This is a genomic window from Lentzea albida (genome assembly GCF_900111005.1).
Classification (GTDB): Bacteria; Actinomycetota; Actinomycetes; order Mycobacteriales; family Pseudonocardiaceae; genus Lentzea; species Lentzea albida.
The window spans coordinates 81670-103366 of sequence record NZ_FOFV01000021.1 but is presented as its reverse complement, the minus strand read 5'-3'; the positions used below and the strand labels follow the sequence as shown (position 1 = coordinate 103366).

Genomic DNA, 21697 nt, shown 5'->3' with positions numbered 1-21697 from the left:
ACCAAGGGGAGTGGAGTCATGTTCGACGTCGTCATCGTGGGCGCGGGCCCGACAGGGCTGTGGCTGGCAGGGGAGCTGCGACTGGGAGGTGCTTCGGTCGTGGTCCTGGAGACGCGGCCGGCGCGCGACGAGAACTCGAAGGCGCTGACGATCCACCCGCGCACGATCGAGGTCCTCGACTGCCGGGGTGTCGTGGAGCCGTTCCTGGCGGAAGGCCTCCGGATCCCGAACGGGCACTTCGGGGGACTGCCCGACCGCATGGACTTCTCCGTGCTGGACACGCCGTACCCGTTCACGCTGGCCCTGCCGCAGGCCCGCACCGAGGAACTCCTGCAACGCCGCGCCGTGGAGTTGGGCGCCGTGATCAGGCGGGGCTGCCGTGTGACCGGCATGGCTCCGTCAGGCGTCGAACTGGCCGACGGCGAGGTCGTGGCCGGGCGCTACGTGGTCGGCTGCGACGGCACGCGCAGCACCGTGCGGGAGGCCGCGGGCATCGACTTCCCCGGCACCGACGCCACCACCTGGGGCTGGCTCGGCGACGTCGTCCTGGACTCCCCGCCCGGGCGGGGCTTCGCGAACGTCGCCGGACCCCGCGGCGGCCTGATGGTCGTGCCGCTGCCCGGTGGCGTGCACCGGATCGTGGGAGGTGATCCCGGGAGCACCCGCCCTGGCGAGCTGACCTTCGACGAGCTGCGCACGACGGTGCAGGCGATCGCGGGCACCGACTACGGCATGCGCGACCCGAGGTGGTTGTCGCGCTTCGGCAACGCCACCAGGCAGGCGGCGGTGTACCGGTCCGGCACCGTGCTCCTGGCGGGCGACGCCGCGCACATGCACTTCCCGACCGGCGGTGTCGGCATGAACGTGGGCATCCAGGACGCGCACAACCTCGGCTGGAAACTCGCCGCCGTCGTGACGGGCCGCGCCGACGACGCGTTGCTCGACACCTACCACGCCGAACGCCACCCGGTCGGCGCCGACCTGCTGCGGCACACCAGGGCCCAGACCGCGCTGATGACGGCCTACTCGCCGGAGGGGCAGGCGCTGCGCGCGGTGGTGAGCGGGCTGATCGCGTCCGCGCCGGACATGTCCCGCGAGCTCGCCGAACGGTTGTCGGGGCTGGACGTCGCCTATGCGACAGGTAGGCGGGTGCCGGAGCAGCGGCTGCCGGACGGGGGCACGCTGTTCGCGCGGCTGCGGGGTGGTGGGCACGTGGAGACGGAGGCGGGGTTGGTGCGGCCGGACGGGCACCTGGCGTGAGCTGTCCTCCCGACGGTGCGGCCTGACGGGCACTTCCTCAGTCGTGCTCCCCGAGCACCTCCAAGATCTCGTCCAACGCCTCCAGCCGAGCAGGACCGAGCCGTTCGAAGATCGACCGCAGCACCGCGTCGCCGGACGCCTCGCCGGCCGTGAGCGCGGCCAAGCCCGCCGGGGTGGCGGAGACCACCTTGGCCCGTTTGTCGGCGGCGTCGGAGGACCGCTTCACGAGCCCGTCCCGTTCCATCGCCTCGACGGCCTGGGTGATCGAACGCGCGGCCATCCCCAGTTCGGTGGCCAGCCGCGTCTGCTTGACCGGGCCCAGTCCGGCGAGGACCTGCAGGATCTTCGTCCGCGCGAGCGAGACCCCGCTCGCGGCCATGCGTTCGTCGACCGTCCGGCGGATCCTCGCGGACGTGGTCAGGTAGCGCAGGCCGAGCTCACCGGCGTCCATGAGCCTCCTTTGTGAGGTACCTCAGTTTTGTGTCATGCTGAGGTACCTCACGATATAGGAGAACCATGACCACCGCCGTCATCACCGGCGCGACGCACGGCCTCGGCAGGCTCGTCGCGCTCGACCTCGCCCGCCGGGGCTTCGACCTGGCCGTCATCGCCCGCGACGCCGCGAAGGTGGACGACCTGCGCGCCGAGATCGGTTCGGGCGTCACGGCGTTCAGGGCCGACTTGTCGTCGTTGGAGGACGTGCGCCGGGTGGCCGAGGAGGTCGACGCCCGGTACGACCGGATCGACGTGCTCGTCAACAACGCCGGCATCCACGCCTTCAGCCCTCGGGTCACCCCGGAGGGCATGCCCGAGATGACCGCGGTGAACTACCTCGCGCCGTGGGTGCTGACGAACGCCTTGCGCGACAAGCTGGTCGCCTCGGCGCCGGCCAGGGTCGTCATCGTCGCCTCCGAGGCGGCACGGCAGGTCCGTGAGTTCGACCCGGCGACGGCGCTCGCGTCCGCCGCCCACTACGGCCGGACCAAGCTGATGAACGTCATGTTCAGCCAGGAGTTGGCGCGGCGGCTGGAGGGCACCGGGGTCACGGCCAACTGCTGCGACCCCGGTTTCAACACCACGGGCCTCGGCCGGGAGCTGCCGTTCGTCGGACTGCTGGAGAAGGTGCTGCACGCGTTGCGCATCGGCGACCCCGCTCGTGGTGCCTCGATCATCACCCGGCTCGCGACCGATCCGGCCTTCGCGGACGTCACCGGCGGCTACTTCTCCGTGAGGAACGCCGCGCCCCTCCAGTGCCCTGGGCCGGGGCGCGGCGACGTGCAGCGCGAGTTGTGGGAGGCGACCGAGGAACTGCTCGTCAGCTGAGGTGGTGCACCTCCTGCAACCCGTACACCGGTGTCGGCACCCCCTCGAACCGCGCCTTCAGCTGCAGCGCCAGGAACAGCGAGTAGTACCGCGACTGGTGCAGGTTGCCGCCGTGGAACCACAACCCCGGCTGCCGGGTCGGCTTCCACATGTTGCGCTGCTCGCCCTCCCACGGACCGGGGTCCTTGGTGGTGCCGGACCCGAGGCCCCAGCACTTGCCGACGCGGTCAGCCATCTCCTGCCCGGCGAGGTCGGCGACCCAGCCGTTCATCGAGCCGTAGCCGGTGGCGTAGACGACGAGGTCGGCCTCCAGTTCGGTGCCGTCGGCGAGCACCACGGCGTTCCTCGTGAGGTGGTCCACCTGGCCGCGGACGAGCTTGATCTTGCCGTCCGCCACCAGTTCCGAGGCGCCCACGTCGATGTAGTAGCCGGAGCCGCGGCGCAGGTACTTGAGGAACAGGCCGGAGTCGTCGTCGCCCCAGTCGAGGTCGAAGCCCGCCTTCTCGAGGCGGTCGTAGAAGTCGGCGTCGCGCTCCCGGATCCGCTGGTACACCGGGATCTGGAACTGCGGCAGGATCCGGTAGGGCAGGGAGGCGAAGATCGTGTCGGCCTTGTCGGTCGTGACGCCGGCGGCCACGGCCCGTTCCGAGTAGAGGTCGCCCAGGGCTATGTCCATCAACGAGTCCGAGCGCACGATGTGCGTCGACGAACGCTGGACCATCGTGACGTCGGCGCCGTGCTCCCAGAGCGCCGCGCAGATGTCGTGGGCGGAGTTGTTGGAGCCGATCACGACGGCCCTGCGCCCGGCGTAGGCCTCCGGGCCGGGGTGCTTCGACGAATGGTGCTGGTCGCCCTCGAAGACGTCCGCGCCGGGGAAGCTCGGCACGTTCGCCTTGCCGGACATGCCCGTCGCGAACACGAGCTGCTTCGGGTGCAGCGTCACGGTTTCACCGTCCCGGTCGACCGTGACCGTCCACTGTGCACCGTCGTAGGTCGCCGACCTGACCTCCGACCGGGTCCAATAGGGCACCTCCATCACACGCGTGTACATCTCCAGCCAGTCCGCGATCTTGTCCTTGGGCGCGAACACCGGCCAGTTGTCCGGGAACGGCAGGTACGGGAGGTGGTCGTACCAGACCGGGTCGTGCAGGCAGAGGCTCTTGTACCGCTTGCGCCACGAGTCGCCCGGCCGGTCGTTGCGCTCCAGCACCAGCGCGGGCACCCCGAGCTGCCGCAACCGGGCGCCGAGCGCGATCCCGCCCTGGCCACCGCCGATGACCACGACGTACGGCTGTCGCGCGTACCCGAGTTCGGCCTGCTCGCGTTCGCGTTCCTCGGCCCACGACAGGCGTTCCTCGACCACGCCGTGCCGCACGCCCTTGGGTCGCGTCGCCTTCTTGCGCTCCTCGAAGCCCTTCAGCTCGTGCAGGCTCGTCAGCAACGTCCACGCGCCCTCGTCGTTCAGGCGCAGGTGCCCGCGGCAACGCCCGGCCGCCGTCTCGAACTCGAGCCACGCCTCCACGACCCCGTCGGCCTCGGCCGGCGGCTCGGTGGTGCGGAAGTGTCCCGGGTCGGTGCCGTCGAGGCACGCGCTGAGCAGGTCCGCGACGCCCTCACGCCCCTCGACGGTCTTGATGTTCCAGGTGAAGGCGACCAGGTCGCGCCAGTAGCTGTCCGTGGCGAACAGCCCGGCGGCCGCGTCGACGTCCCGTGCCCTGAGCGCGCCCTCGAACTCCCCGAGCCAGGCGTCGACCCTCGCCTGCGCCGTGCGGTCCATGGTCTGCGTCATCGCCGCTCCTCCTCGCTCGTCCTGCCCGCATTCACCTCCTTGCTCCAGGTCGGCGAAACCGTTGCACCGGATTGCACGCCTGGTTCATGCTCGTCCGGTGAGCGTGCCCAGGGCAGTGCCGCCCGGTCAGCACCTTCCCACGTATGCCCGTGAACTCGTGCGCATGCACGACGCGGTCATCGCGGGCAGCCGCTCCGCGCTGCGACCGCGGGCCCTGGTGTCGCGCTCCTGGAACCGCGTCCTCGGCCTGGGCCTGCGAGCCGACGACGTCAACACCCGCAACTGGCTCGGTGACGCCGAGATCGGCCGCCGCCAGGAGGCCTCACCACTGCGCGAGGTCGTCCCGGACCTGCGCGCCGTCGTCGGCTCCCTCGCCGACGCCTCCCAGCTGCTCCTGGTCGTGACCGACCCCGAGGGCGTCATCCTGTGGCGCTCCGGCACCCCCGCCGTCCGCCGCCGCGCCGACGCGCTGGGCTTCTTCGAGGGCGCCGACTGGACCGAACGCCGCGTCGGCACCAACGCCATCGGCACGGCGATCGCCGAGGCCGCCCCCGTCGAACTGCTCGCGGGCGAACACTTCGAGCAGGGCCAGCACCCCTGGTACTGCACCGCGACACCGGTGCACGACCCGCGCACCGGCTCGTTGCTCGGCGTGATCGACGTGAGCGGCCCGGCGCTGACCCTGCACCCCGCGATCGGTGCCCTGGTCGAGACCGGCCGCATGCTGGCCGAGTCGCGGCTCTGGCGCTACCACCAGGAGCGGTTGGAGCGGCTGCGGTCCGCGGTCCTGCTCACCGGCCCGTCGCTCGTCGTGGACGACCACGGCTGGGTCGCCGCATCGCACGGGGTGGCGGTGGGGTCGAGGATCGCGGTTCCCGTGGCGGGCCGGCCCGTCGCGGTGCCCGGCCTGGGAGCCTGCGTGCCGGAACGCCTCGCGGGCGGCTGGCTGATTCGTCCGTCCTCTGTGGACCGGACGGTGTCGCTGGAGCTCGACCTGACCCGCACCCCGCAGGTGCGGCTGTCCGGCGGCGACGCGGACTGGCGCCGCACGGTCACCCGGCGGCACGCGGAGGTCCTGGTGCTGCTGCACCGGGCCGGACGGGCGGGGATGTCCGCGGAGGCGTTGAGCAACGCTCTGTACGGGGACGCGGAGCACGTCGTGACGGTGCGGGCCGAGGTGTCCCGGTTGCGGCGGCTGCTGGGGGCGTTGGTGGAGACGCGGCCCTACCGGTTGTCGGGGGACGTGCGGATGACCGTGCTCGGCTAGCAGGTTCCCCTGGCGGCTCCGGACACCTGTTTCAGACCGAGCAGGGACGCCTTCGAGCCGTCCCAGTGGATCCGGCCGGTCCATTCGCGCAGGCAGAAGGACGCGCCCTGGTAGGAGTTCCAGGTGAGCGAGATGTCGCCGTCGGCGATGCTCATGCGGCTCACGACCGAGTGCTCGGCGTCGGTGATGACGTCGCCCAGGTCGATCGAGCCGAGGACCTTCGGGCCCGGTCCGTAGAGCACGACGTGGTTGGGCCAGCCGACCCCACCCCGGGAGCAGTCGAAAATCGCTGCCGCGTCCCGCGTGCCGTCACCGGTGAGGTCGCCCAGTTGGATCGTCTCGCTCTGGAGGCTGACGAAGCCGTCGTTCTCCGGGATCCCGGGAAGCTTGCCGTCGACGAGCTTCCCGGCGGGGTGCCGGCACATGCCCGGCACCGGCGCCGAGCGCAGATCGGCCGCGCTGACGGGCCTGCCGGTGCCGTTGAGAGCGATCTTGAACCTGTCGGTGCCCGTCAACGACATCAGCGCGCCCTGCAGCCCGCCGAACACCAGGGCGACTCCGCTCGACAGGACCAGCAGGACGAAGCCCGCCACGGCGGAAAGCCCACCGCCCAAGGCCTTCGCCACGGGTTCGAGGCACGTCAGCGCCGCCTTGGCGAGCGCGGCCACCGCGTCGGCACCGGGCTTGGCGTCCAGCTTCGCCGCCTCGACGGCGTCCCCGAGGCAGCCGAGCGCGGCGGCGTCGTCCGTCACGGCACCGAGGTCGACGTGGAACAGCGCCATGATCGCCTGCACCGCGAACACGAGGTCCATGACGAGCCACGTGCCGACGTCGACCTGACCTTCGACGGTCGCGGGCAGCGAGGACACCGGGAACGTGTGCTTCAGACCGCTGCCGGGGATCAGCAGACCCTCCGCGTAGGGGCGCTTGGTCGCCAGCGCGTGGTACCCGCCCAGTACCGCGGCCTTGGCGGGATCGATGGCGCCCTGGGGTTCCAGGGTCGCGGACGGGGCGGCGCGGACCCGCCACGGCAGCGGGGAGTTGCTCGTCAGCTCGACGGTCATCCGCCCGTTCTGGACGGTCACGCACGGCCACACGACGGGCTTCGCGGACGCCGAGTAGTCGCCGTCCATCGTGATCTTCATGCCGGACGGGTCGGTGGCGGGCGTTCCGGCGCACGCGGGGCGGGCGGAGGTGATCCCCAGCGCGTTGCCGACGACCTCGTCGACCACCCTGCCCGCCGCGCGGAGGTCGAGGAAGGCCGGCCAGAAGGAGCTGAGGTGGTCCGCTGTGGCGGTGATCGTGTTCCTGCCGGCGTCGAACGAGGCGGGCACCAGGCGCGCACCGGACCCGTCCGACGGCGTGGTGACGAGGACCGCGTGTCGGCCCTCCGGCGGCGTGCCGGTGACCGGGAACTCCAGCTCCAACGGCTTCTCGGGCTGCCGGCCGCCGAGCGAGATCTCGATGCCGGTACCGATGTTCGCGGTGATCGTCGAACTCAGGCCCGGCGCGGCGGCGGTGGTCGCGTGGGCGGTGAGGGTCGTGCCCTCCGGCGCGATGCCGGCCGGGCCGTGGATGCGCACACCGCCGACGGTGAGGTCGACGCCGTCCCTGCCGACCGCGGCCGAGTTCGCGTCGGACGAACTCGAGGCGAACCACCCCTGCCTGATCGCGACCACGGCGGTGGTGGCGCAGGCGAGCACCACGGCCAGCGCGATCCAGGTGGTCGTCCGGCGGCGGGACTTCGGTGTGCGGGGCGGCGTCACCCCTGCTTCATAGGACGGGACGGTCGCGCCGTTACTCCGTTGAGCCGATCGGGTGGCCGGATGCGATTGACCACCGCGTGGGCCGACTCGGGTCGTGCGCGGACAGTTGGTGTTGCGTTCGTGGAAAGGGTCGCGGCGCCCCGCGCTCGGACGGCGCCGCGACCCCCGATCAGCGGATCAGGAGTGCGGGCACGTGTCCCGGTACTCCTCGATCAGGGTGCTGCGCCCCGGCGCCGGGCAGAGGAACTGCTCGTACCGGGTGTCGTTGTCGATGAACCGCTTGAGCCACGAGATGCTGTACTTCGCGATCGTCGTGTTGTTCGAGTTCGGCGCGAAGTGCGACGCGTTGTTGAGCTCCAGGTACGCCTTGTCCAGGGTGGACGGCAGCGAGGTGTAGAACGGCTCGGAGTGCGAGGCGACCGGGGCGATGGAGTCGTCCTCGGCGCCCACGACCAGGGTGGGGACGCGGACCGAGGACCAGTTCTTCGTGGTGTGCCAGCCGGTGAGCGGGATCGCCGCCTGCAGGGCCGGGCGCTGGCTCGCGGCGCGCAGGGTGCCGCCGCCGCCCATCGAGTGGCCCATCACGCCGAGGCGCGACGAGTCGATCCTCGAGCGCACGCTGCTCTGGCCGGTGAGGTAGTCGAGCGCGGCCAGCAGCTGGGACGCGCGGCTGTCGGGCTGGTCGTAGATCGTGTTGGTGTCGATCGTGAAGACCACGAAGCCCTGGGACGCGAGGCGCGGGCCGAGCCACGAGATGCTCGACTGCGTGCCCGTGTAGCCGGGGGAGATGGCGACCGCGCCGAACGTGCCGGCGGAGGTGCTCGTCGGGTAGTAGATCGTGCCGCCGCCGAAGCCGCCGACCAGTGACGACACCGAGGTCTCCGACACGGCGAACGACCCGCGCAGTGCCTCGATGCTCGAGTTGGTGGGGGCGGGCCCGCGTTCGTAGGGGTTGTCGGCGGCCTGGGCGACTGTGCCGCCCAGGAGCGTCAGGGTCAGTGCGACGGGGAGCAGGGTTCGGAGTTGCACGGCGTTGTACACCTCATTCGACAGGGAGAACGGGGGGACGACCTCGACACTGCAACCCCGGTCACCGGGTGCGCATCGGTGCAACCACCGGTCTCGGTGAACAGCTTCGACCGAAAAACTAACGGTGGTAGGTGAATTTGCCCGTTCCCTCTTCCGGTGGAGCGGTTTCCGCCGTAAGACTGGGCCGATGTTGCGTGGCCGGGAGCCGCAACGCGTCGCCGTGGACGCGTTGGTGGACCGTGCGCGCGTTGGGCGCGGCGGAGTGCTCGTGCTGCGCGGAGAGGCCGGCTCGGGCAAGACGTCGCTGCTCAACGCCGTGAGGGGCACCTACGACGCGTTGTTGTGCGTAGAGGTGGCCGAAGTCGACGACGATCTGGTCGCGCTCGCTCGGGAAGTCGTCGACACACGGGCCGTGTTGCTCATCGCCACCGAGGGGGAGCCACGCGGGCTGCCGAGCGTCACGCTCGACCCGCTGGACGCCGAGACGAGCGTCCGGGTGCTGCACGACCTGAGGCCCGGACTGCCCTCCACCCTCGCCGCGGACCTGGCCGACCTCGCCTGCGGCAACCCGCTGGCGCTGGTCGAGCTGGCGGGATCGCTCACGTCCGCGCAGCTCGGCGGCATCGCGCCGGCGCCGGACGTGCTGCCGGAGAACAGCTCGCTGCGCCGGCGGTGGCGGGCCCGGTTCGAGTCGTTGTCGCCGCAGGCGCAGCACGTCGTGGCGCTGGCCGCGGTCGACGAGGAGGTCGACGCCGAGACGCTCGACCTGGACGCGGTGACCGAGGCCGGGCCGTTGTTCGACCGGCGCAGGCTCATCCGGTCCGCCCTCCAGCTCGACGTGCCGCTCCCGCAGCGGCGACGGGCTCACGCCGAGCTCGCGGAGACCCTGCCGCCGGGCAGCCGCCGCACCTGGCACCAGGCCGTCCTGACCCGTGACGCCGGGCTCGCGGACGTCCTCACCGCCCACGCCGAGCACGCCCGCCGGTGCGGCGACTTCGCGACGGCCGCCCGCGACCACGACCGCGCGGCCACCCTCACGACCGATCCCGAGCAGAAGGCGCACCACCTGCTCAGAGCCGCCGCCGACCACTGGGCGCACGGCGCGCCGCACCGGTCGCGGGCCGTCCTGCGCACGGCCACGAAGATGACCGCCACCCCGGAGCTCAGGGCGCTGATGGACCTCGTCGTCGGCGGCATAGACCTCGGCGAGAGCCTCCCGGACGTGGCCGCGGACCGGCTGATCCGCGCGGCGAAGGGCCTGGTTGGCACCCGGCGCGAGCTCGCGGTGGCCGCGCTCGGGTTCGCCGGTGAGGCGGCCAGCATCGCCGGGGACCACCGCCGCTACACCGCCGTCGCCGAGTTCGCGAGGGAGATCCGCGCGCACGACGAGCCGGCCGCGACCCGGCTCACGCTCGACCACCTCGTCGGGATGCTGGCGACGTTCGACGGCAGGCACGACGAGGCGTTGCCCGCGCTGCGCTCGGTGGTCGGCCTCGCCGACCAGGTGCCGGGACCGCAGGCGCGGATCTGGGGGAGTCAGGCCGCCTACGTGCTGGGGGACGCCACCCGGTCGTTCGAGATGGCGACCAGCGCGGTCACGGCGGCGCGGGAGAGCGGCTTCACCGCCCTCGTGCCGTGGGCGCTGGTGTACCGCGCGCTGTCCGCGTTGCTGCTGGACCAGCACGCGGCGGCGCTGACGGCGGCGACCGAGGGCGTGCACGCGGCGACGGCGATCGGCCAGCACAACGCCGTCGTCGACCACCTGACGATCCTCGCGCTGCTCGCGGCGCTGAGGGGCGACTCGGAAACGGCGCTCGACCGCATCGACACCGCGACCGAGCAGATCACCCAGCGCGGGCTCACGCGGCCCGGCACGTTCGGCGCGTGGGCCTTCGCGTGCGTCGACCTCGCCCGCGACCGGCCCGCCGACGCGCTGGAGCGGCTTCGGCTGAACCCCGGGCACGCGGGCATCAAGGTGATGGCCGCGCCGCACGTCGTGGAGGCCGCCGTCGCCTGCGGCAGACCGTCCACGGGGGACAGGGCGCTGGAGCCGTACGAGAGGTGGGCCGGGTCGACGGGGAGCACCGCGCGCCTGGCGTTGTCGCACCGCTGCCACGGCCTGCTCGAGAGCGGCACGGCGGACGAGCACTTCGAGGAGGCGATCCGGCTGCACCGGGCCAGCGGCACGGCGCTGGAGCTCGCCAAGACCGAGCTGCTGTACGGGAACCGGCTGCGGCGCGGGCGCAAGCCCAAGGCGGCGCGCGAACACCTGCGCGACGCCGTGCACATCTTCCAGTCCTACCAGGCAGACCACTGGGTCGACCGCGCCCGCGCCGAGCTGCGCGCTGCCGGTGACTCCACCGGCGAACCGAAGGACCACCCGAGCCTGACGCCGCAGCAGGCGCAGATCGCGCGGCTGGTCGCCGAGGGTGCCACGAACCGCGAGGTCGCCGCGCGGTTGTTCCTGAGCCACCGCACCGTCGAGCACCACCTGCGCAACATCTTCGCGCGGCTCGGCGTGCGGTCGAGGGTCGAGCTCACCAGGAGACTCGACGACAGCGTCTGACCTACGGCAGAGGATGGAAGCTTGCGCGAGAAGTACCGGCACTGGCAGCGGATTCCGACCCGGTGGGCGGACAACGACGTCTACGGCCACGTGAACAACGTCGTCCACTACGCGTTCATGGACACCGTGATCAACACGTGGCTGATCGGCGCCGGGCTGGACATCCAGGCCGGGCAGGAGATCGGGCTGTGCGTGGAGTCGCACTGCAACTACCGCGCCTCGGTCTCGTTCCCGGAGTCGCTCGACGCTGGCCTGCGCGTCGGGCACCTCGGCCGATCGAGCGTGCGCTACGAGGTCGGGTTCTTCTTCGACGGACGCGAGGACGTCGTGGCGGAGGGCCACTTCGTGCACGTGTTCGTGGACCGCGCGACCCGCAAGCCGGTGGAGATCCCCGCGACCCTGCGCACGGCGATGGAAGGACTGGTGGTGGCGTGAAGACCCGAGGCGCGGTGCTGACGGGTGTCGGCGGGCCGCTCGAGGTCGTCGACCTCGAACTCGACCCGCCGGGACCCGGTGAGCTGCTGGTGCGCGTGCACGCCACCGGCCTGTGCCACTCCGACCTGTCCGTGATTGACGGCTCGCGCATCCGGCCGCTGCCCATGGTGCTCGGCCACGAGGCGGCGGGCGAGGTCGTGGAGGCCGGTCCGAACGCCGAGTTCGCGCCGGGCGACCACGTCGTGCTGTCGTTCGTCCCCGCGTGCGGCGCCTGCCGCCGCTGTGCGTCGGGCCGCCAGGCCCTGTGCGAGCCGGGTGCCGCGGCCAATCGAGACGGAACCCTGCTGAGCGGTGCCCGCCGATGGACCCTTCCGGACGGCACGCGCCCGCACCACCACCTCGGCGTGTCGGGGTTCGCCGAGTACACGGTGATCTCCGACCGGTCCGCCACGAAGGTGCCGGACGACCTCCCCCTCGACATCGCCGCGCTGTTCGGCTGCGCGGTGCTGACCGGTGCCGGTGCGGCGTTCTACAGCGCCGACGTGAAGCCGGGCGAGAAGGTCGCGGTGTTCGGGCTCGGCGGTGTCGGCCTGGCCGCCGTGCTCGCCGCCGTGACGGCGGGCGCCACCCAGGTCGTCGCGGTCGACGTGGTCGAGCACAAGCGCGCGCTGGCCCTCACCCTCGGCGCGACGCACGATGCGGCGGGCGGCCCCGACGTGGTCGCGCAGGTCAGGGACCTGACCGGCGGCGGCGCGGACAAGGTCATCGACACCACGGGCGTGGCGGCCGTGCTCGAACAGGCCTACGCCGCGACGGCCGTCGGCGGCACCACCGTCACGGTCGGCCTGCCGCACCCCGACCGGACCGTCAGCCTGCCCGCGCTGAACCTGGTGGCCGAGGAACGCACGCTCAAGGGCAGCTACCTCGGCTCGTGCGTGCCGCGCCGGGACGTGCCGCGGTTCGTCGACCTGTATCGCGCGGGACGGCTGCCGGTCGAGGGCCTGCTGTCCGGGCGGCTCGGGCTCGGCGAGATCAACGACGGGTTCGCGAAGCTCGCGTCCGGGGAGGCCGTGCGCCAGGTCGTCGTGATGCGGTGATGCCCGTTTTCGCCCATTCGGTCAATTGTCGGGCAGGACAACTCCGGTAACAGGTGTTGACCACCGCTGCTTTCCTGCTGCACGGTGAGAGCGCTCTCATGTTCGTCGCTTCTCGCAACGGGGCGGAAGCGATCCCTGCACGGACAAGGAGAAGAGCATGCGCTTCACCGTGCCCAGAATCGTGCCCGCGCTGGCGCTCGTGCTGGTCGGGACGACGTTCACCGTTCCGGCCCAGGCGTCGGAGAAGGAACTGTCACCCGGCCTGCTCACCGCGATGAGCTCGGCGTTCGGGCTGACCGAATCCCAGGCGCGGCTGCGCCTGGACAAGGAGAACCGCGCGTCGCAGCTCGCGCCGCGCGCCGAAGGCGAGGCCGGTGCCGCACTGGCCGGCAGCTGGTTCGACGAGGCGACCAACCGCCTGGTCGTGGCCGTCACCGACCAGGCCGCCGCCCGCAAGGTGGAGGCCACCGGCGCCGACGCGGTCGTCGTCAGCCGCTCGGCGAACTCCATGGCGGCCCACAAGAACCGCCTCGACGCGCTGTCCGCGACCGGCTCCGTGCCGGCCGCGGTGGCGGGCTGGCGCCCCGACCCCCGCACCGGGACCGTCGTGGTGAACGTCGAGGCGGGCAAGCAGACCGCGGAAGTGGCTTCCTTCCTGGAGAAGGCACGTCAGTACGGTGCCATCACCGTGAACACCGAGGGCGTGCAGCAGCCGCAGACCTTCGCGGCCGGCACCGTCGGCGGCGACCCGTACTACACCGGCAACGTCCGCTGCTCCATCGGTTTCTCGGTGCACGGCGGCTACGTCACGGCGGGCCACTGCGGTGGCGGCGGCGCGGCGGTCTACGGCTGGGACCGTTCGTTCCAGGGCAACTTCGCCGGTTCCTCGTTCCCCGGCAACGACTACGCGTGGGTGCGCACCGGCGGCGGCTGGTGGACCGTGCCGGTCGTGCTCGGCTGGGGCACCGTGCCGGACGCGCTGGTCCGCGGCTCGTGGGAGGCGCCCGTGGGCACCTCCGTGTGCCGCTCCGGCTCGACGACGCGCTGGCACTGCGGCGTGATCCAGGGCCGCAACGAGACCGTGAACTACGCGCAGGGCGCCGTCTACCAGATGGTCGGCACGTCGGTCTGCGCCGAGGGCGGCGACTCCGGTGGTTCGTTCATCACCGGTGACCAGGCCCAGGGCGTCACGTCCGGCGGGTACGGCAACTGCTCGAGCGGCGGCCGCACCTGGTTCCAGCCGATCAACGAGATCCTGAACGTGTACGGCCTGAGGCTGCACACGGCCTGATGAGGAACTCCCGGCTGTCCACCGCTTCGCGCGGTGGACAGCCGGTGATCCATTAACGGGCGTTCACGTGCAACGCGAGCGCGGTTCCGGCGCCGAGCGTTGTGGTGAACCGGCCCTGCGAGTCGATCGTCACGCGCACGCAGCCGTTTTCCTGGACGTTGCAGTAACTCCCGGCCGGCAGCGCGGTCTGGAACGTGCGGGTCACCGCGAACGTCTCGCGGTTGATCGCGACGAAGCCCTTGTTGCCGCGGCCGAACGCGATCAGGTCGTACCCGTTGTCCTGCCAGTTGTTCACGTCCGTGCCCGCCACGGTGTTGCGGAACTGCACCATGTTCGCGATCTGCGTCCAGGCGTGCTGGCACTTCCAGCCGCTGTAGCAGACGTTGTTGCCGGGCGGGCCGGCGTCCTTGTCGCTGAACTCGTAGCCCGAGTACACCTGCGGCGCACCGTAGTTCCACGCCAGCATGAAGACGTTCGCGAGCGTGTAGGTCGAACCGTCCTTGTAGGTCAACGTGGAACCGTTGCGCTCGGTGTCCCAGTTGTCCACGAACGGCCGCGCCTGGCCGCTGGGCAGGAAGCCCCACGACTGCCCGAAGGTCTTCAGGTAGGCCAGGTTCTCGTTCTGGAAGATCCGCTTGACGTCGTAGGCGTAGCGGAACTCGTCCACGTCGCCCGAGCCCGTGTACTCGCCGGGCTGCACGGCCTCACCCGCGCCGTAGATGACCTCGTGCACCCAGAAGATGTTGGGGTTGCTCAGCTTCCCCTTGATCGCGGCGAGGTCGGCCGCCGCCATGTGCTTGGCCGCGTCGACTCGGAAACCGTCGACCCCCATCGAGATCAACCGGTTCAGGTACGCGGCGATGGTCGAACGCACGTAGTCGCTGCCCGTGTTCAGATCGGACAGGTTGACCAGCTCGCAGTTCTGGACGTTGTAGCGGTCCTGGTAGTTGCTGATGGCCGACCGGCACGAGTGGAAGTCCCAGTCGCTGTAGTAGCCGGGGTAGTTGTACTTGGAGTAGTTCGTGCCGCCGGTGCCCGTGCCCGACCCGGCGCTCATGTGGTTGATCACCGCGTCCGCGATGACCTTCACGCCCGCGTTGTGGCAGGTGGTGACCATGTTCCGGAAGGCGTTCTCGTCACCGAGGCGCCCGGCGATCTTGTAGCTGACGGGCTGGTAGGTGGTCCACCACTGCGGACCCTGGATGTGCTCGGTCGCGGGTGACACCTCGACGTAGCCGTAGCCCTTCGGGCCCAGCACGTTCGTGCACTCCGAAGCCACGCGGGCGAACGGCCATTGGAACAGTGTGACGGTGACGTCCTTCGCGCCCGGTGGCGCTGCAAGACTTTGCACCGGTGCGGACAGTCCGACGATCAGCAGCGCAGCCAGAATGGTGCGCAAAGCCGAGGAAACCACGTTGTCTCCTTGTTTGCAGGGTTCACCCATGTGGTAGCACCCGCGGACACACCGGGCAAAGCGTTGCAAGAACTTTCTGGCGCAATTCGGCCTAGTGCGCGCGGCGCGAGCGGACGTACGCCCATCCGGCGAGTGCCGCCGCCATCGCCGTCAGCGCCAGTCCGCCGACCGTGACCGCCTGCTCGAACCGCGCCGTTTGCCCGGCGCTCCAGCCCGGTTGCGCGATGCCGCCGGCGAACAGCACGGCGAGCACCGTCCCGCTGACGGCGACTCCCGCCGCCGACGTGACCTGCGACGCCGTGTCGACCAGGGCGGCGCCGATCGACGTCCGGTTCTCCGGCAGGCCTTTGAGGACGGTGACCCCCGCGACGGCGCCGACCACGCGGATTCCGATCGCGACCAGGACCAGGGCGGTGGCGACCGGCAGGTAGCCCAGGCGGCCGAACAGCGCGTACACGGCCAGTCCGGCCACGACGGCGAGAGACCCGAGCCGGACGCCGCGGTTCAGACCGGCCCACTCGACGAACCGGTTGACCACCGGACCGGCCGCGATCAGCACCACGACCTGCGGCAGCATCCCGGCGGCGGCGAGCGCGGGGGACCAGCCCCAGTCGAGCTGCAACTGGAGCGTCACCAGGTACGTGAGGCCGGCCGCCGCCAGCCCGGTCGCGGCCTTGTAGGCGAGACCTGCGGAAACAAGTGGATGCGCGACAAGCTTGAGGTCGAGCAGCGGATGGCTGGCCGTGCGTGCACGAACGACGTACGCCACCGCGGCGACGACAGTGAGCGCGGCGGCGGCCCACGCCAGCGAGGACCCCTCGACGAAGAGGGTCGGGACGGCGAGGGCGAGCACGATCGTCACGGTGCCGAGCACTCCGCCGAGGTAGTCGGCGGGCTCGCGGTGCAGGTCGGTGTCAGGCCCGACGCCACGACCGATGCCGGCGAACGCGAGCACCGCGATCGGCACGTTCACCAGCAGCAACGCCTGCCAGGGCGCGACGGCCAGCAGGAACCCGCCCAGCGGGGGACCGATCGCCAGACCGACCAGGCCGACGGTGGAGATGAGCGTCATCGCGCGGACGCGCAGATCGTCGCCCTGGAACAGGCGGAACGCCAGCGCGATCGAGCCCGGCGTGGTCATGGCGGCGGCGACGCCCATCACCGACCGCACGGCGATCAGCCCGCCCACGGACGTCACGAACAGCGTCGCGAGGCTCGCGGCACCGAGCAGCGCGAGCCCGGCGAGCATCACGCGGCGCCGCCCGAAACGGTCCGCCACGGCCCCGAACACCAGCATCAGGCCGCCGAACACGACCGCGTAGGAGTTCGACACCCACTGCAGAGCGGTCGTCGAGGCGTGCAGGTCGCGGCCGATCGTGGGCAGCGCGACGTTCAGGATCGAGTTGTCGAGCATCTCGAAGAGGAACACCGCGGACAGGCCGGCGAGGGCGATCCACGCCTCCCGCAGCGATCGCGGTGGGGTTACGACGTGAGTTGTCACGAACACTGTTCTACTCACGAACACTGTTCGGGTCAACTGGTAGGGTGGTGACATGAACAGGAAGGCCTCGTCCCGCGAGGAGTGGGCGACTCAGATCGCCTCGCTCGACCAGCAGACCCCGGCGCGCAAGGAACCGATCACGGTCGGGCGCATCGTCGCCACGGCGCTGGCGCTGGTCGAGGCGGAGGGGTTCGACGCGCTGACCATGCGCCGCGTCGCCGCCGCCCTGCAGACCGGCCCGGCCTCCCTCTACGCGCACGTGCGCAACAAGGCCGAGCTCGACGACCTGCTGATCGGCGCGCTGAGCAGGAACGTCGTCCCGCCGAAGCCCGACGCCGCCCGCTGGCGGGAGCAGGTCCTCGACGTGTGCGGGCAGCTGCGCGACCAGTTCCTGCGCTACCCGGGAATCGCGCGGGCGGCGCTGTCCGCGCCGCCTGCGAACCTCGACACCCTCCGGATCACCGAGGGCCTGCTGGCGATCTTCCTGGCCGGCGGCGTGTCACCGCGGGCGGCGGCGTGGACGATCGACGCCGTGCTGCTGTACGTGAGCGCGTACACGGTCGAGTCGTCGTTGCGCGGGGAGGTGGATCGGGGGGAGGTGCTGGAGCGGCTGCGGATGCTGCCGGCGAGCCACTTCCCGTGCATCTCCGCGCACGTGGACGAGCTGAACTCGGGTGAGGGGCACGAGCGGTTCGAGTTCGCGATCCGGTCGATGCTGGTCAGCGCCGGCTGACGACCAGGTAGCGCTCGTCCGCGATCGGCCGCCCCCACAGGTCCTCGTCCGTGAGAGGGGTGACCTCGGCCTCGGCGCGCACCCCGAGGACGAGCCTCCGGGTCTCGTCGGCGGTCAGCCCGGCCCCGGTCGACCACCGGCCCTCGACCAGCAGGAGGACGCCGCCGGTCCTCAGCACCGACACCCACCTCCCGAGCGCCGCGGCCGGGTCCGGCAACGCCCACAACAGGTGCCGCGCCAGCACCACGTCGAACGAGCCTCGCGGGTGGGCGGCGTCGCCGACGGCGAAGTCGATCGACAGGCCTGCCGCCGACGCCTTCGCCCGCGCGGCCTTGATCATCTCCTCGGACAGGTCCACGCCGTGCACGTCGTGACCCGCCTCGGCGAGCAGGACCGACAGGCTGCCGGTGCCGCACCCCAGGTCCAGCGCGGACGAGCCGGCGGGCACCAGCGGCAGGAGCAGGCGCGCCCAGGCGTCGCGCACCCGCGGTTCGCGCAGCCCGTGGTCCGGCTCGTCGTCGAAGGTCGCGGCGTGCCGGTCCCAGAACTCTCGCGTTGTCACGCTTGCAGTGTGGCTCAAGATCAACGGTAGCCCGGGTCCCGCGGAGCATGAAACGGTTTTGAGTCGATTTCGGGGGGTATCGCTGTCTTGTCACCCAGCAGCCAGGAGGAGAAGTCGTATGCCCCGGACCACCTGCTCGACGGCGGCCATGTCCGCATCGCCGACCACGCTCGCAAGTCCCACCGCGCCGGTGGGGGAGGTGGCGCGGTCATGAAGGCGCTGACCTGGCAGGGCAACGAGAAGGTCGAGGTCGTCGACGTGCCGGAACCCCGGATCGAGGAGCCCACCGACGCGATCATCAGGGTGACCTCGACCGCGATCTGCGGATCCGACCTCCACCTGTACGGGGTGCTCGGGCCCTACTTGAAGCCGGGTGACGTGCTCGGCCACGAGGCGATGGGCGTCGTCGAGGAGGTCGGCTCCGGTGCGAGCGGTCACCTGAAGGTGGGCGACCGGGTGGTGGTGCCGTTCAACATCTCGTGCGGTCACTGCTGGATGTGCGAGCGCGAGCTGTTCGCGCAGTGCGAGACGACGCAGGTGCGCGCCGAGGGCAAGGGCGCGAGCCTGTTCGGCTACACCTCGCTCTACGGCTCGGTTCCCGGCGGCCAAGCGGAGTACCTGCGCGTACCGCAGGCGCAGTTCGGGCCGATCGTGGTCCCGGACGGCACACCCGACGAGCAGTTCCTGTTCCTGTCGGACATCCTGCCGACGGCATGGCAGGCGGTGCGCTACGCCGACGTCCCACCCGGCGGCACCGTCGCCGTGCTCGGACTCGGTCCGGTCGGGCAGTTCGCCGTCCGGATCGCCCGGCGGCTCGGCGCCGGCCGCGTCATCGGCGTGGACCGGGTTCCCGAACGCCTGGCGCTGGCCGAGCGGCACGGGGCCGAACCCGTCGACCTCGACGACTTCGACGGCTCCGACGAGGTGGCGGCGGCGTTGATCGACATGGTCGACGGACGTGGACCGGACGCCACCATCGACGCCGTCGGGATGGAGGCCCACGGTGGAGGTCTGGTCGCCGCGGCGCAGAAAGCCGCCGGGCTGCTGCCCGACCGCCTCGCCCAGAAGGTGATCGACAAAGTCGCCCTGGACCGCCTCGACGCCCTGCACACCGCCCTGAAGGGTGTGCGCCGCGGTGGCACGGTGTCGGTGTCCGGTGTGTACGGCGGCGAGCAGGACCCGATGCCGATGATGGAGATGTTCGACCGCGGGATCCAGCTGCGGATGGGGCAGGCCCACGTGCGCCGGTGGACCGACGAGATCCTGCCGCTGGTGCTGGATCCGGCCGATCCGCTCGGCACGCTGGACCTGACCACGCACCGCCTCCCGCTCGCCGAGGCCGCGCGGGGTTACGACATGTTCCGCGCCAAGAGCGACGGCTGCGTCAAGGTCGTGCTGAGCCCATGACCGGCCGGGTGGTCCTCGTGGTGGGAGCGAGCAGCGGGATCGGGTTGGCCGCCGCGGTGGCGTTCAGCTCCCGCGGTGATGCCGTGGTCCTGGTCTCCCGCAGCGGTGAGGCGCTCGACGCCGCGGAGAAGGCGTGCCGGGAGACGGGAATCGCCGGGGTGGACGTCATCGTCGACGACATCGGCGATCCCGGCGGCGCCGGCCGGATCGTCGGTCAGACCCTCGAGCGCCACGGGCGGATCGACGTCGTCGTGCACAGTGCGACGACGATGGGTTATGGCAGCGTGGAAGGAATGCCACCGGATGTGTTCACCTCCGTCGTGGACACCGCGATCCACGGAACGCTGCACCTCGCACAGGCCGTCCTGCCGGTTCTGCGCCGCCAGCGCGCCGGTGTCTTCATCGGCGTGAACTCGCTGCTCGGCTCGATCACCGTGCCGCAGATGGGCGCCTACTCCACCGCGAAATGGGGACAACGCGCCGTGCTGCGCACGCTGCAGCAGGAAACGCGCGACGAGCCACAGGTGCACGTGTGCATCGTGAGTCCCGGCAGCGTCAACACGCCGGTGTACTACCAGGCCGCCAACTACACCGGTCACGCGGCGCGGCCGCCGGTCCCGGTCCTGAGTCCCGAACGGGTCGCCGCCGCGATCGTCCGGCTGGCCGACCGTCCACGGCGGAACGTCTCCGTGCGGGTCGGTCCGGGAAATCCGCTCGTCATCGCGGGATTCCGGTTCCTGCCCGGCCTGTACGACCTGCTCGTCGGGCCCCTTTTCCGCATCGCGGCGCTGACGAGGAAGGCTGTCGCGCCCACGCGGGGAAACGTGTTCGAGCCGCACCCGGCCGGAGAAGGGGCGCACGGGCGGTGGCCCGTCGACCAGTGAGCGCGCGCGACGGCGTCCGTCGAACAGCAGGCGTACACGGCCGTCCTTTTGGGTAGAGGTGGACATCGAGCAAGACGTTGTCACCGTCAGCGAAAGGGCATACCGATGACCGACAAGCACGTTCCCGCCGGTGCGGACGACCTGCGCGCCGAAGGCGCCCGGACGCGGCGGGATCTCGGTGACACCGGAAAGGGGACCGCTACCGGTTCGACCGTCCAGAAGGCGGCGGACGTCGCTTCCCAGGCCGCCGAGAAGGCCGCGCAGGTCGGCCAGAACGCGAAGACGATCGCCGGCCAGGTGAGCGAGAAGGCGACCGTCATCGCGGGTCAGGTCGGCGAGAAGGCGGGCGTTGTGGCGACCCAGGTCGGTGTGGCCGCGATCGAGGCGGTCGATGCGCTGCCCGAGCCCGTCCAGCAACGCGTGCACCAGGCTCGCCGGCACCCGGCGGTGGTCGCGGCCGGTGCCGCAGCGGTCGTGCTGCTGCTGTGGAAGCTCCTGCAGCGGAGGCGGTGACCGCGAACGTCACCGAGCTTGGTCAGCCACCGAGCAGACCGATCGACGTGACTCGGGCGCCACTGCGGCGGGAAGTCCGAAATGGAGTGTGCATCGAACCCACCCCGGACTTCCCGCCGCACTCGCCGGCACCGAAGCCGCCTCGTTCCGGGGGCGCTCAGAAAGGCGTCACAGCCCCACCCCGACCTGGCGCGCCAACTCGCCCGGATCCAGGTCGAGCCACCGGTAGTCGATGCTGCTCCACAGATCGCAGTGGTGCGCGGCGGAGAACTCCTCCGAGCTCACCGCCGAACTGCCACCGGTCCGCAGGACCATCACCTGCCCCTTCGGGATTCCCTGCCAGGCCGCGAGGCCCGGCGCGTCCGGGGTGCCCTGGCGGACGAACGAACCCCAGTACCGGACCATCTCGGCCGAGAGCCAGCGAGGTCGCCGAGCCCCTCCACCAGGACCTGCTCACACAGATCTTCGCGGAGGAGGCCGGCGTCACCGTGCCGCCCAGGGTGGCCCCGGTCGAGCCCGCGCCACCCTTCGACGTGACTCCACACGCGGGCGCCTACGAGCGCGCAGGCGTGCGCATCGACGTCACCGGAACCGACGACGGCCCCCGCCTGCGCATGACGGCGACCGGCGCGATGGCCGACCTGTACCCCGACCCCACCATCTTCGACGGCGAACTGCTGCCCGGCCCGGACGACCACTTCCTGGCGCGCCAGCGGTCCGGCACCTCCTGGCTGCCTGTGACGTTCTACCGGCTCCCCACCAAGGAGCCGTACGTCCACCTGGGCGGCCGCGCGACCCCGAAGGTCTGAGAGGTGGAGGGCGGCACCGGCTGCGGCGCGACGCCCGTGACCGCATGATCC

The 21697-nt window shown here is 71.3% G+C and carries 20 protein-coding genes; 12 read left to right on the top strand and 8 right to left on the bottom strand.

Features of this window, described 5'->3' with window-relative positions; all coding sequences use genetic code 11:
* Positions 1-18: 18 nt before the first annotated feature.
* Complete coding sequence (locus BMY74_RS37380; protein ID WP_089924731.1) at positions 19-1260, top strand: FAD-dependent monooxygenase; 1242 nt, start codon at positions 19-21, stop codon at positions 1258-1260.
* Between the two features lie 37 nt (positions 1261-1297).
* On the opposite strand, the gene BMY74_RS37375 is transcribed toward BMY74_RS37380, so the two are convergent.
* Positions 1298-1711, bottom strand: a complete 414-nt coding sequence (locus BMY74_RS37375) for a MarR family winged helix-turn-helix transcriptional regulator (protein WP_089924728.1) — start codon at positions 1709-1711, stop codon at positions 1298-1300.
* A gap of 65 nt (positions 1712-1776) precedes the next feature.
* On the opposite strand from BMY74_RS37375, the gene BMY74_RS37370 reads away from it, so the two are divergent.
* A complete protein-coding gene (locus BMY74_RS37370; RefSeq protein WP_089924726.1) occupies positions 1777-2583 on the top strand; it encodes an SDR family NAD(P)-dependent oxidoreductase in 807 nt (268 codons plus the stop codon).
* On the opposite strand, the gene BMY74_RS37365 is transcribed toward BMY74_RS37370, so the two are convergent.
* Positions 2576-4372 carry an NAD(P)/FAD-dependent oxidoreductase gene (locus BMY74_RS37365; RefSeq protein ID WP_089924723.1) on the bottom strand — a complete coding sequence of 599 codons (1797 nt, stop codon included), beginning with the start codon at positions 4370-4372 and terminating at the stop codon, positions 2576-2578. The genes BMY74_RS37370 and BMY74_RS37365 overlap by 8 nt on opposite strands.
* Before the next feature lie 97 nt (positions 4373-4469).
* Between BMY74_RS37365 and BMY74_RS37360 the strand changes: the two genes are divergently transcribed.
* Complete coding sequence (locus BMY74_RS37360; protein WP_089924717.1) at positions 4470-5639, top strand: diguanylate cyclase; 1170 nt, start codon at positions 4470-4472, stop codon at positions 5637-5639.
* On the opposite strand, the gene BMY74_RS37355 is transcribed toward BMY74_RS37360, so the two are convergent.
* Together BMY74_RS37355 and bdeA are read right to left on the bottom strand one after the other, a co-directional pair.
* Positions 5636-7405, bottom strand: coding sequence for a hypothetical protein (locus tag BMY74_RS37355; protein WP_089924710.1), 1770 nt, complete (start codon positions 7403-7405; stop codon positions 5636-5638). The genes BMY74_RS37360 and BMY74_RS37355 overlap by 4 nt on opposite strands.
* A gap of 177 nt (positions 7406-7582) precedes the next feature.
* Positions 7583-8419 carry a bis(hydroxyethyl) terephthalate hydrolase gene (bdeA, locus tag BMY74_RS37350; protein ID WP_245786587.1) on the bottom strand — a complete coding sequence of 279 codons (837 nt, stop codon included), beginning with the start codon at positions 8417-8419 and terminating at the stop codon, positions 7583-7585.
* Positions 8420-8621: 202 nt separating this feature from the next.
* Here bdeA and BMY74_RS37345 point away from each other — a divergent pair, with 202 nt between their 5' ends.
* The 4 genes from BMY74_RS37345 to BMY74_RS37330 all read left to right on the top strand — a co-directional run bounded on the left by BMY74_RS37345 (position 8622) and on the right by BMY74_RS37330 (position 13823).
* A complete protein-coding gene (locus BMY74_RS37345) occupies positions 8622-11000 on the top strand; it encodes a helix-turn-helix transcriptional regulator (protein ID WP_089924707.1) in 2379 nt (792 codons plus the stop codon).
* Between the two features lie 21 nt (positions 11001-11021).
* Positions 11022-11435 (top strand): acyl-CoA thioesterase, encoded by a 414-nt coding sequence (locus BMY74_RS37340; RefSeq protein WP_089924703.1) that lies wholly within the window; start codon positions 11022-11024, stop codon positions 11433-11435.
* Positions 11432-12532, top strand: coding sequence for a zinc-binding dehydrogenase (locus tag BMY74_RS37335; RefSeq protein WP_089924700.1), 1101 nt, complete (start codon positions 11432-11434; stop codon positions 12530-12532). The genes BMY74_RS37340 and BMY74_RS37335 overlap by 4 nt, the downstream gene beginning before the upstream one ends.
* A 157-nt stretch (positions 12533-12689) precedes the next feature.
* Positions 12690-13823 (top strand): S1 family peptidase, encoded by a 1134-nt coding sequence (locus BMY74_RS37330; protein WP_089924697.1) that lies wholly within the window; start codon positions 12690-12692, stop codon positions 13821-13823.
* A gap of 52 nt (positions 13824-13875) precedes the next feature.
* Here BMY74_RS37330 and BMY74_RS37325 read toward each other — a convergent pair whose 3' ends face one another.
* Both BMY74_RS37325 and BMY74_RS37320 read right to left on the bottom strand, forming a co-directional pair.
* Entirely contained in the window at positions 13876-15237 is a 1362-nt protein-coding gene (locus tag BMY74_RS37325) for an alpha-amylase (protein WP_245786579.1), read from the bottom strand.
* Positions 15238-15328: 91 nt separating this feature from the next.
* Complete coding sequence (locus tag BMY74_RS37320) at positions 15329-16738, bottom strand: MFS transporter (RefSeq protein ID WP_281245035.1); 1410 nt, start codon at positions 16736-16738, stop codon at positions 15329-15331.
* 52 nt (positions 16739-16790) lie between these two features.
* Here BMY74_RS37320 and BMY74_RS37315 point away from each other — a divergent pair, with 52 nt between their 5' ends.
* Positions 16791-17471 carry a TetR/AcrR family transcriptional regulator gene (locus BMY74_RS37315; RefSeq protein WP_089924688.1) on the top strand — a complete coding sequence of 227 codons (681 nt, stop codon included), beginning with the start codon at positions 16791-16793 and terminating at the stop codon, positions 17469-17471.
* Here BMY74_RS37315 and BMY74_RS37310 read toward each other — a convergent pair.
* Positions 17458-18033, bottom strand: a complete 576-nt coding sequence (locus BMY74_RS37310; RefSeq protein WP_218159869.1) for a class I SAM-dependent methyltransferase — start codon at positions 18031-18033, stop codon at positions 17458-17460. The two genes, BMY74_RS37315 and BMY74_RS37310, sit on opposite strands and share 14 nt — an antisense overlap.
* A 210-nt stretch (positions 18034-18243) precedes the next feature.
* Between BMY74_RS37310 and BMY74_RS37305 the strand changes: the two genes are divergently transcribed.
* The 3 genes from BMY74_RS37305 (at position 18244) to BMY74_RS37295 (ending at position 20837) form a co-directional block, all read left to right on the top strand.
* Entirely contained in the window at positions 18244-19440 is a 1197-nt protein-coding gene (locus tag BMY74_RS37305) for a zinc-dependent alcohol dehydrogenase (RefSeq protein ID WP_089924931.1), read from the top strand.
* Entirely contained in the window at positions 19437-20324 is an 888-nt protein-coding gene (locus BMY74_RS37300) for an SDR family NAD(P)-dependent oxidoreductase (RefSeq protein WP_089924685.1), read from the top strand. The genes BMY74_RS37305 and BMY74_RS37300 overlap by 4 nt, the downstream gene beginning before the upstream one ends.
* A 105-nt stretch (positions 20325-20429) precedes the next feature.
* Positions 20430-20837, top strand: a complete 408-nt coding sequence (locus BMY74_RS37295) for a hypothetical protein (RefSeq protein WP_089924682.1) — start codon at positions 20430-20432, stop codon at positions 20835-20837.
* Between the two features lie 168 nt (positions 20838-21005).
* On the opposite strand, the gene BMY74_RS37290 is transcribed toward BMY74_RS37295, so the two are convergent.
* Positions 21006-21242: a hypothetical protein gene (locus tag BMY74_RS37290; protein ID WP_089924679.1), complete on the bottom strand. Its 237-nt coding sequence runs from the start codon at positions 21240-21242 to the stop codon at positions 21006-21008.
* Positions 21243-21325: 83 nt separating this feature from the next.
* Here BMY74_RS37290 and BMY74_RS37285 point away from each other — a divergent pair, with 83 nt between their 5' ends.
* Positions 21326-21646 carry a hypothetical protein gene (locus BMY74_RS37285; protein WP_143091856.1) on the top strand — a complete coding sequence of 107 codons (321 nt, stop codon included), beginning with the start codon at positions 21326-21328 and terminating at the stop codon, positions 21644-21646.
* Positions 21647-21697: the final 51 nt, after the last annotated feature.

What these genes read in the sequence shown, in the direction of transcription:
- BMY74_RS37365 (WP_089924723.1), bottom strand. Translation starts at nt 4,372, where the DNA reads ATGACGCAGACCATGGACCGCACGGCGCAGGCGAGGGTCGACGCCTGG.
- BMY74_RS37290 (WP_089924679.1), bottom strand. Translation starts at nt 21,242, where the DNA reads ATGGTCCGGTACTGGGGTTCGTTCGTCCGCCAGGGCACCCCGGACGCG.
- BMY74_RS37330 (WP_089924697.1), top strand. Translation starts at nt 12,690, where the DNA reads ATGCGCTTCACCGTGCCCAGAATCGTGCCCGCGCTGGCGCTCGTGCTG.
- BMY74_RS37315 (WP_089924688.1), top strand. Translation starts at nt 16,791, where the DNA reads ATGAACAGGAAGGCCTCGTCCCGCGAGGAGTGGGCGACTCAGATCGCC.
- BMY74_RS37345 (WP_089924707.1), top strand. Translation starts at nt 8,622, where the DNA reads ATGTTGCGTGGCCGGGAGCCGCAACGCGTCGCCGTGGACGCGTTGGTG.
- BMY74_RS37375 (WP_089924728.1), bottom strand. Translation starts at nt 1,711, where the DNA reads ATGGACGCCGGTGAGCTCGGCCTGCGCTACCTGACCACGTCCGCGAGG.
- BMY74_RS37300 (WP_089924685.1), top strand. Translation starts at nt 19,437, where the DNA reads ATGACCGGCCGGGTGGTCCTCGTGGTGGGAGCGAGCAGCGGGATCGGG.
- BMY74_RS37295 (WP_089924682.1), top strand. Translation starts at nt 20,430, where the DNA reads ATGACCGACAAGCACGTTCCCGCCGGTGCGGACGACCTGCGCGCCGAA.
- BMY74_RS37380 (WP_089924731.1), top strand. Translation starts at nt 19, where the DNA reads ATGTTCGACGTCGTCATCGTGGGCGCGGGCCCGACAGGGCTGTGGCTG.
- BMY74_RS37370 (WP_089924726.1), top strand. Translation starts at nt 1,777, where the DNA reads ATGACCACCGCCGTCATCACCGGCGCGACGCACGGCCTCGGCAGGCTC.
- BMY74_RS37305 (WP_089924931.1), top strand. Translation starts at nt 18,244, where the DNA reads ATGAAGGCGCTGACCTGGCAGGGCAACGAGAAGGTCGAGGTCGTCGAC.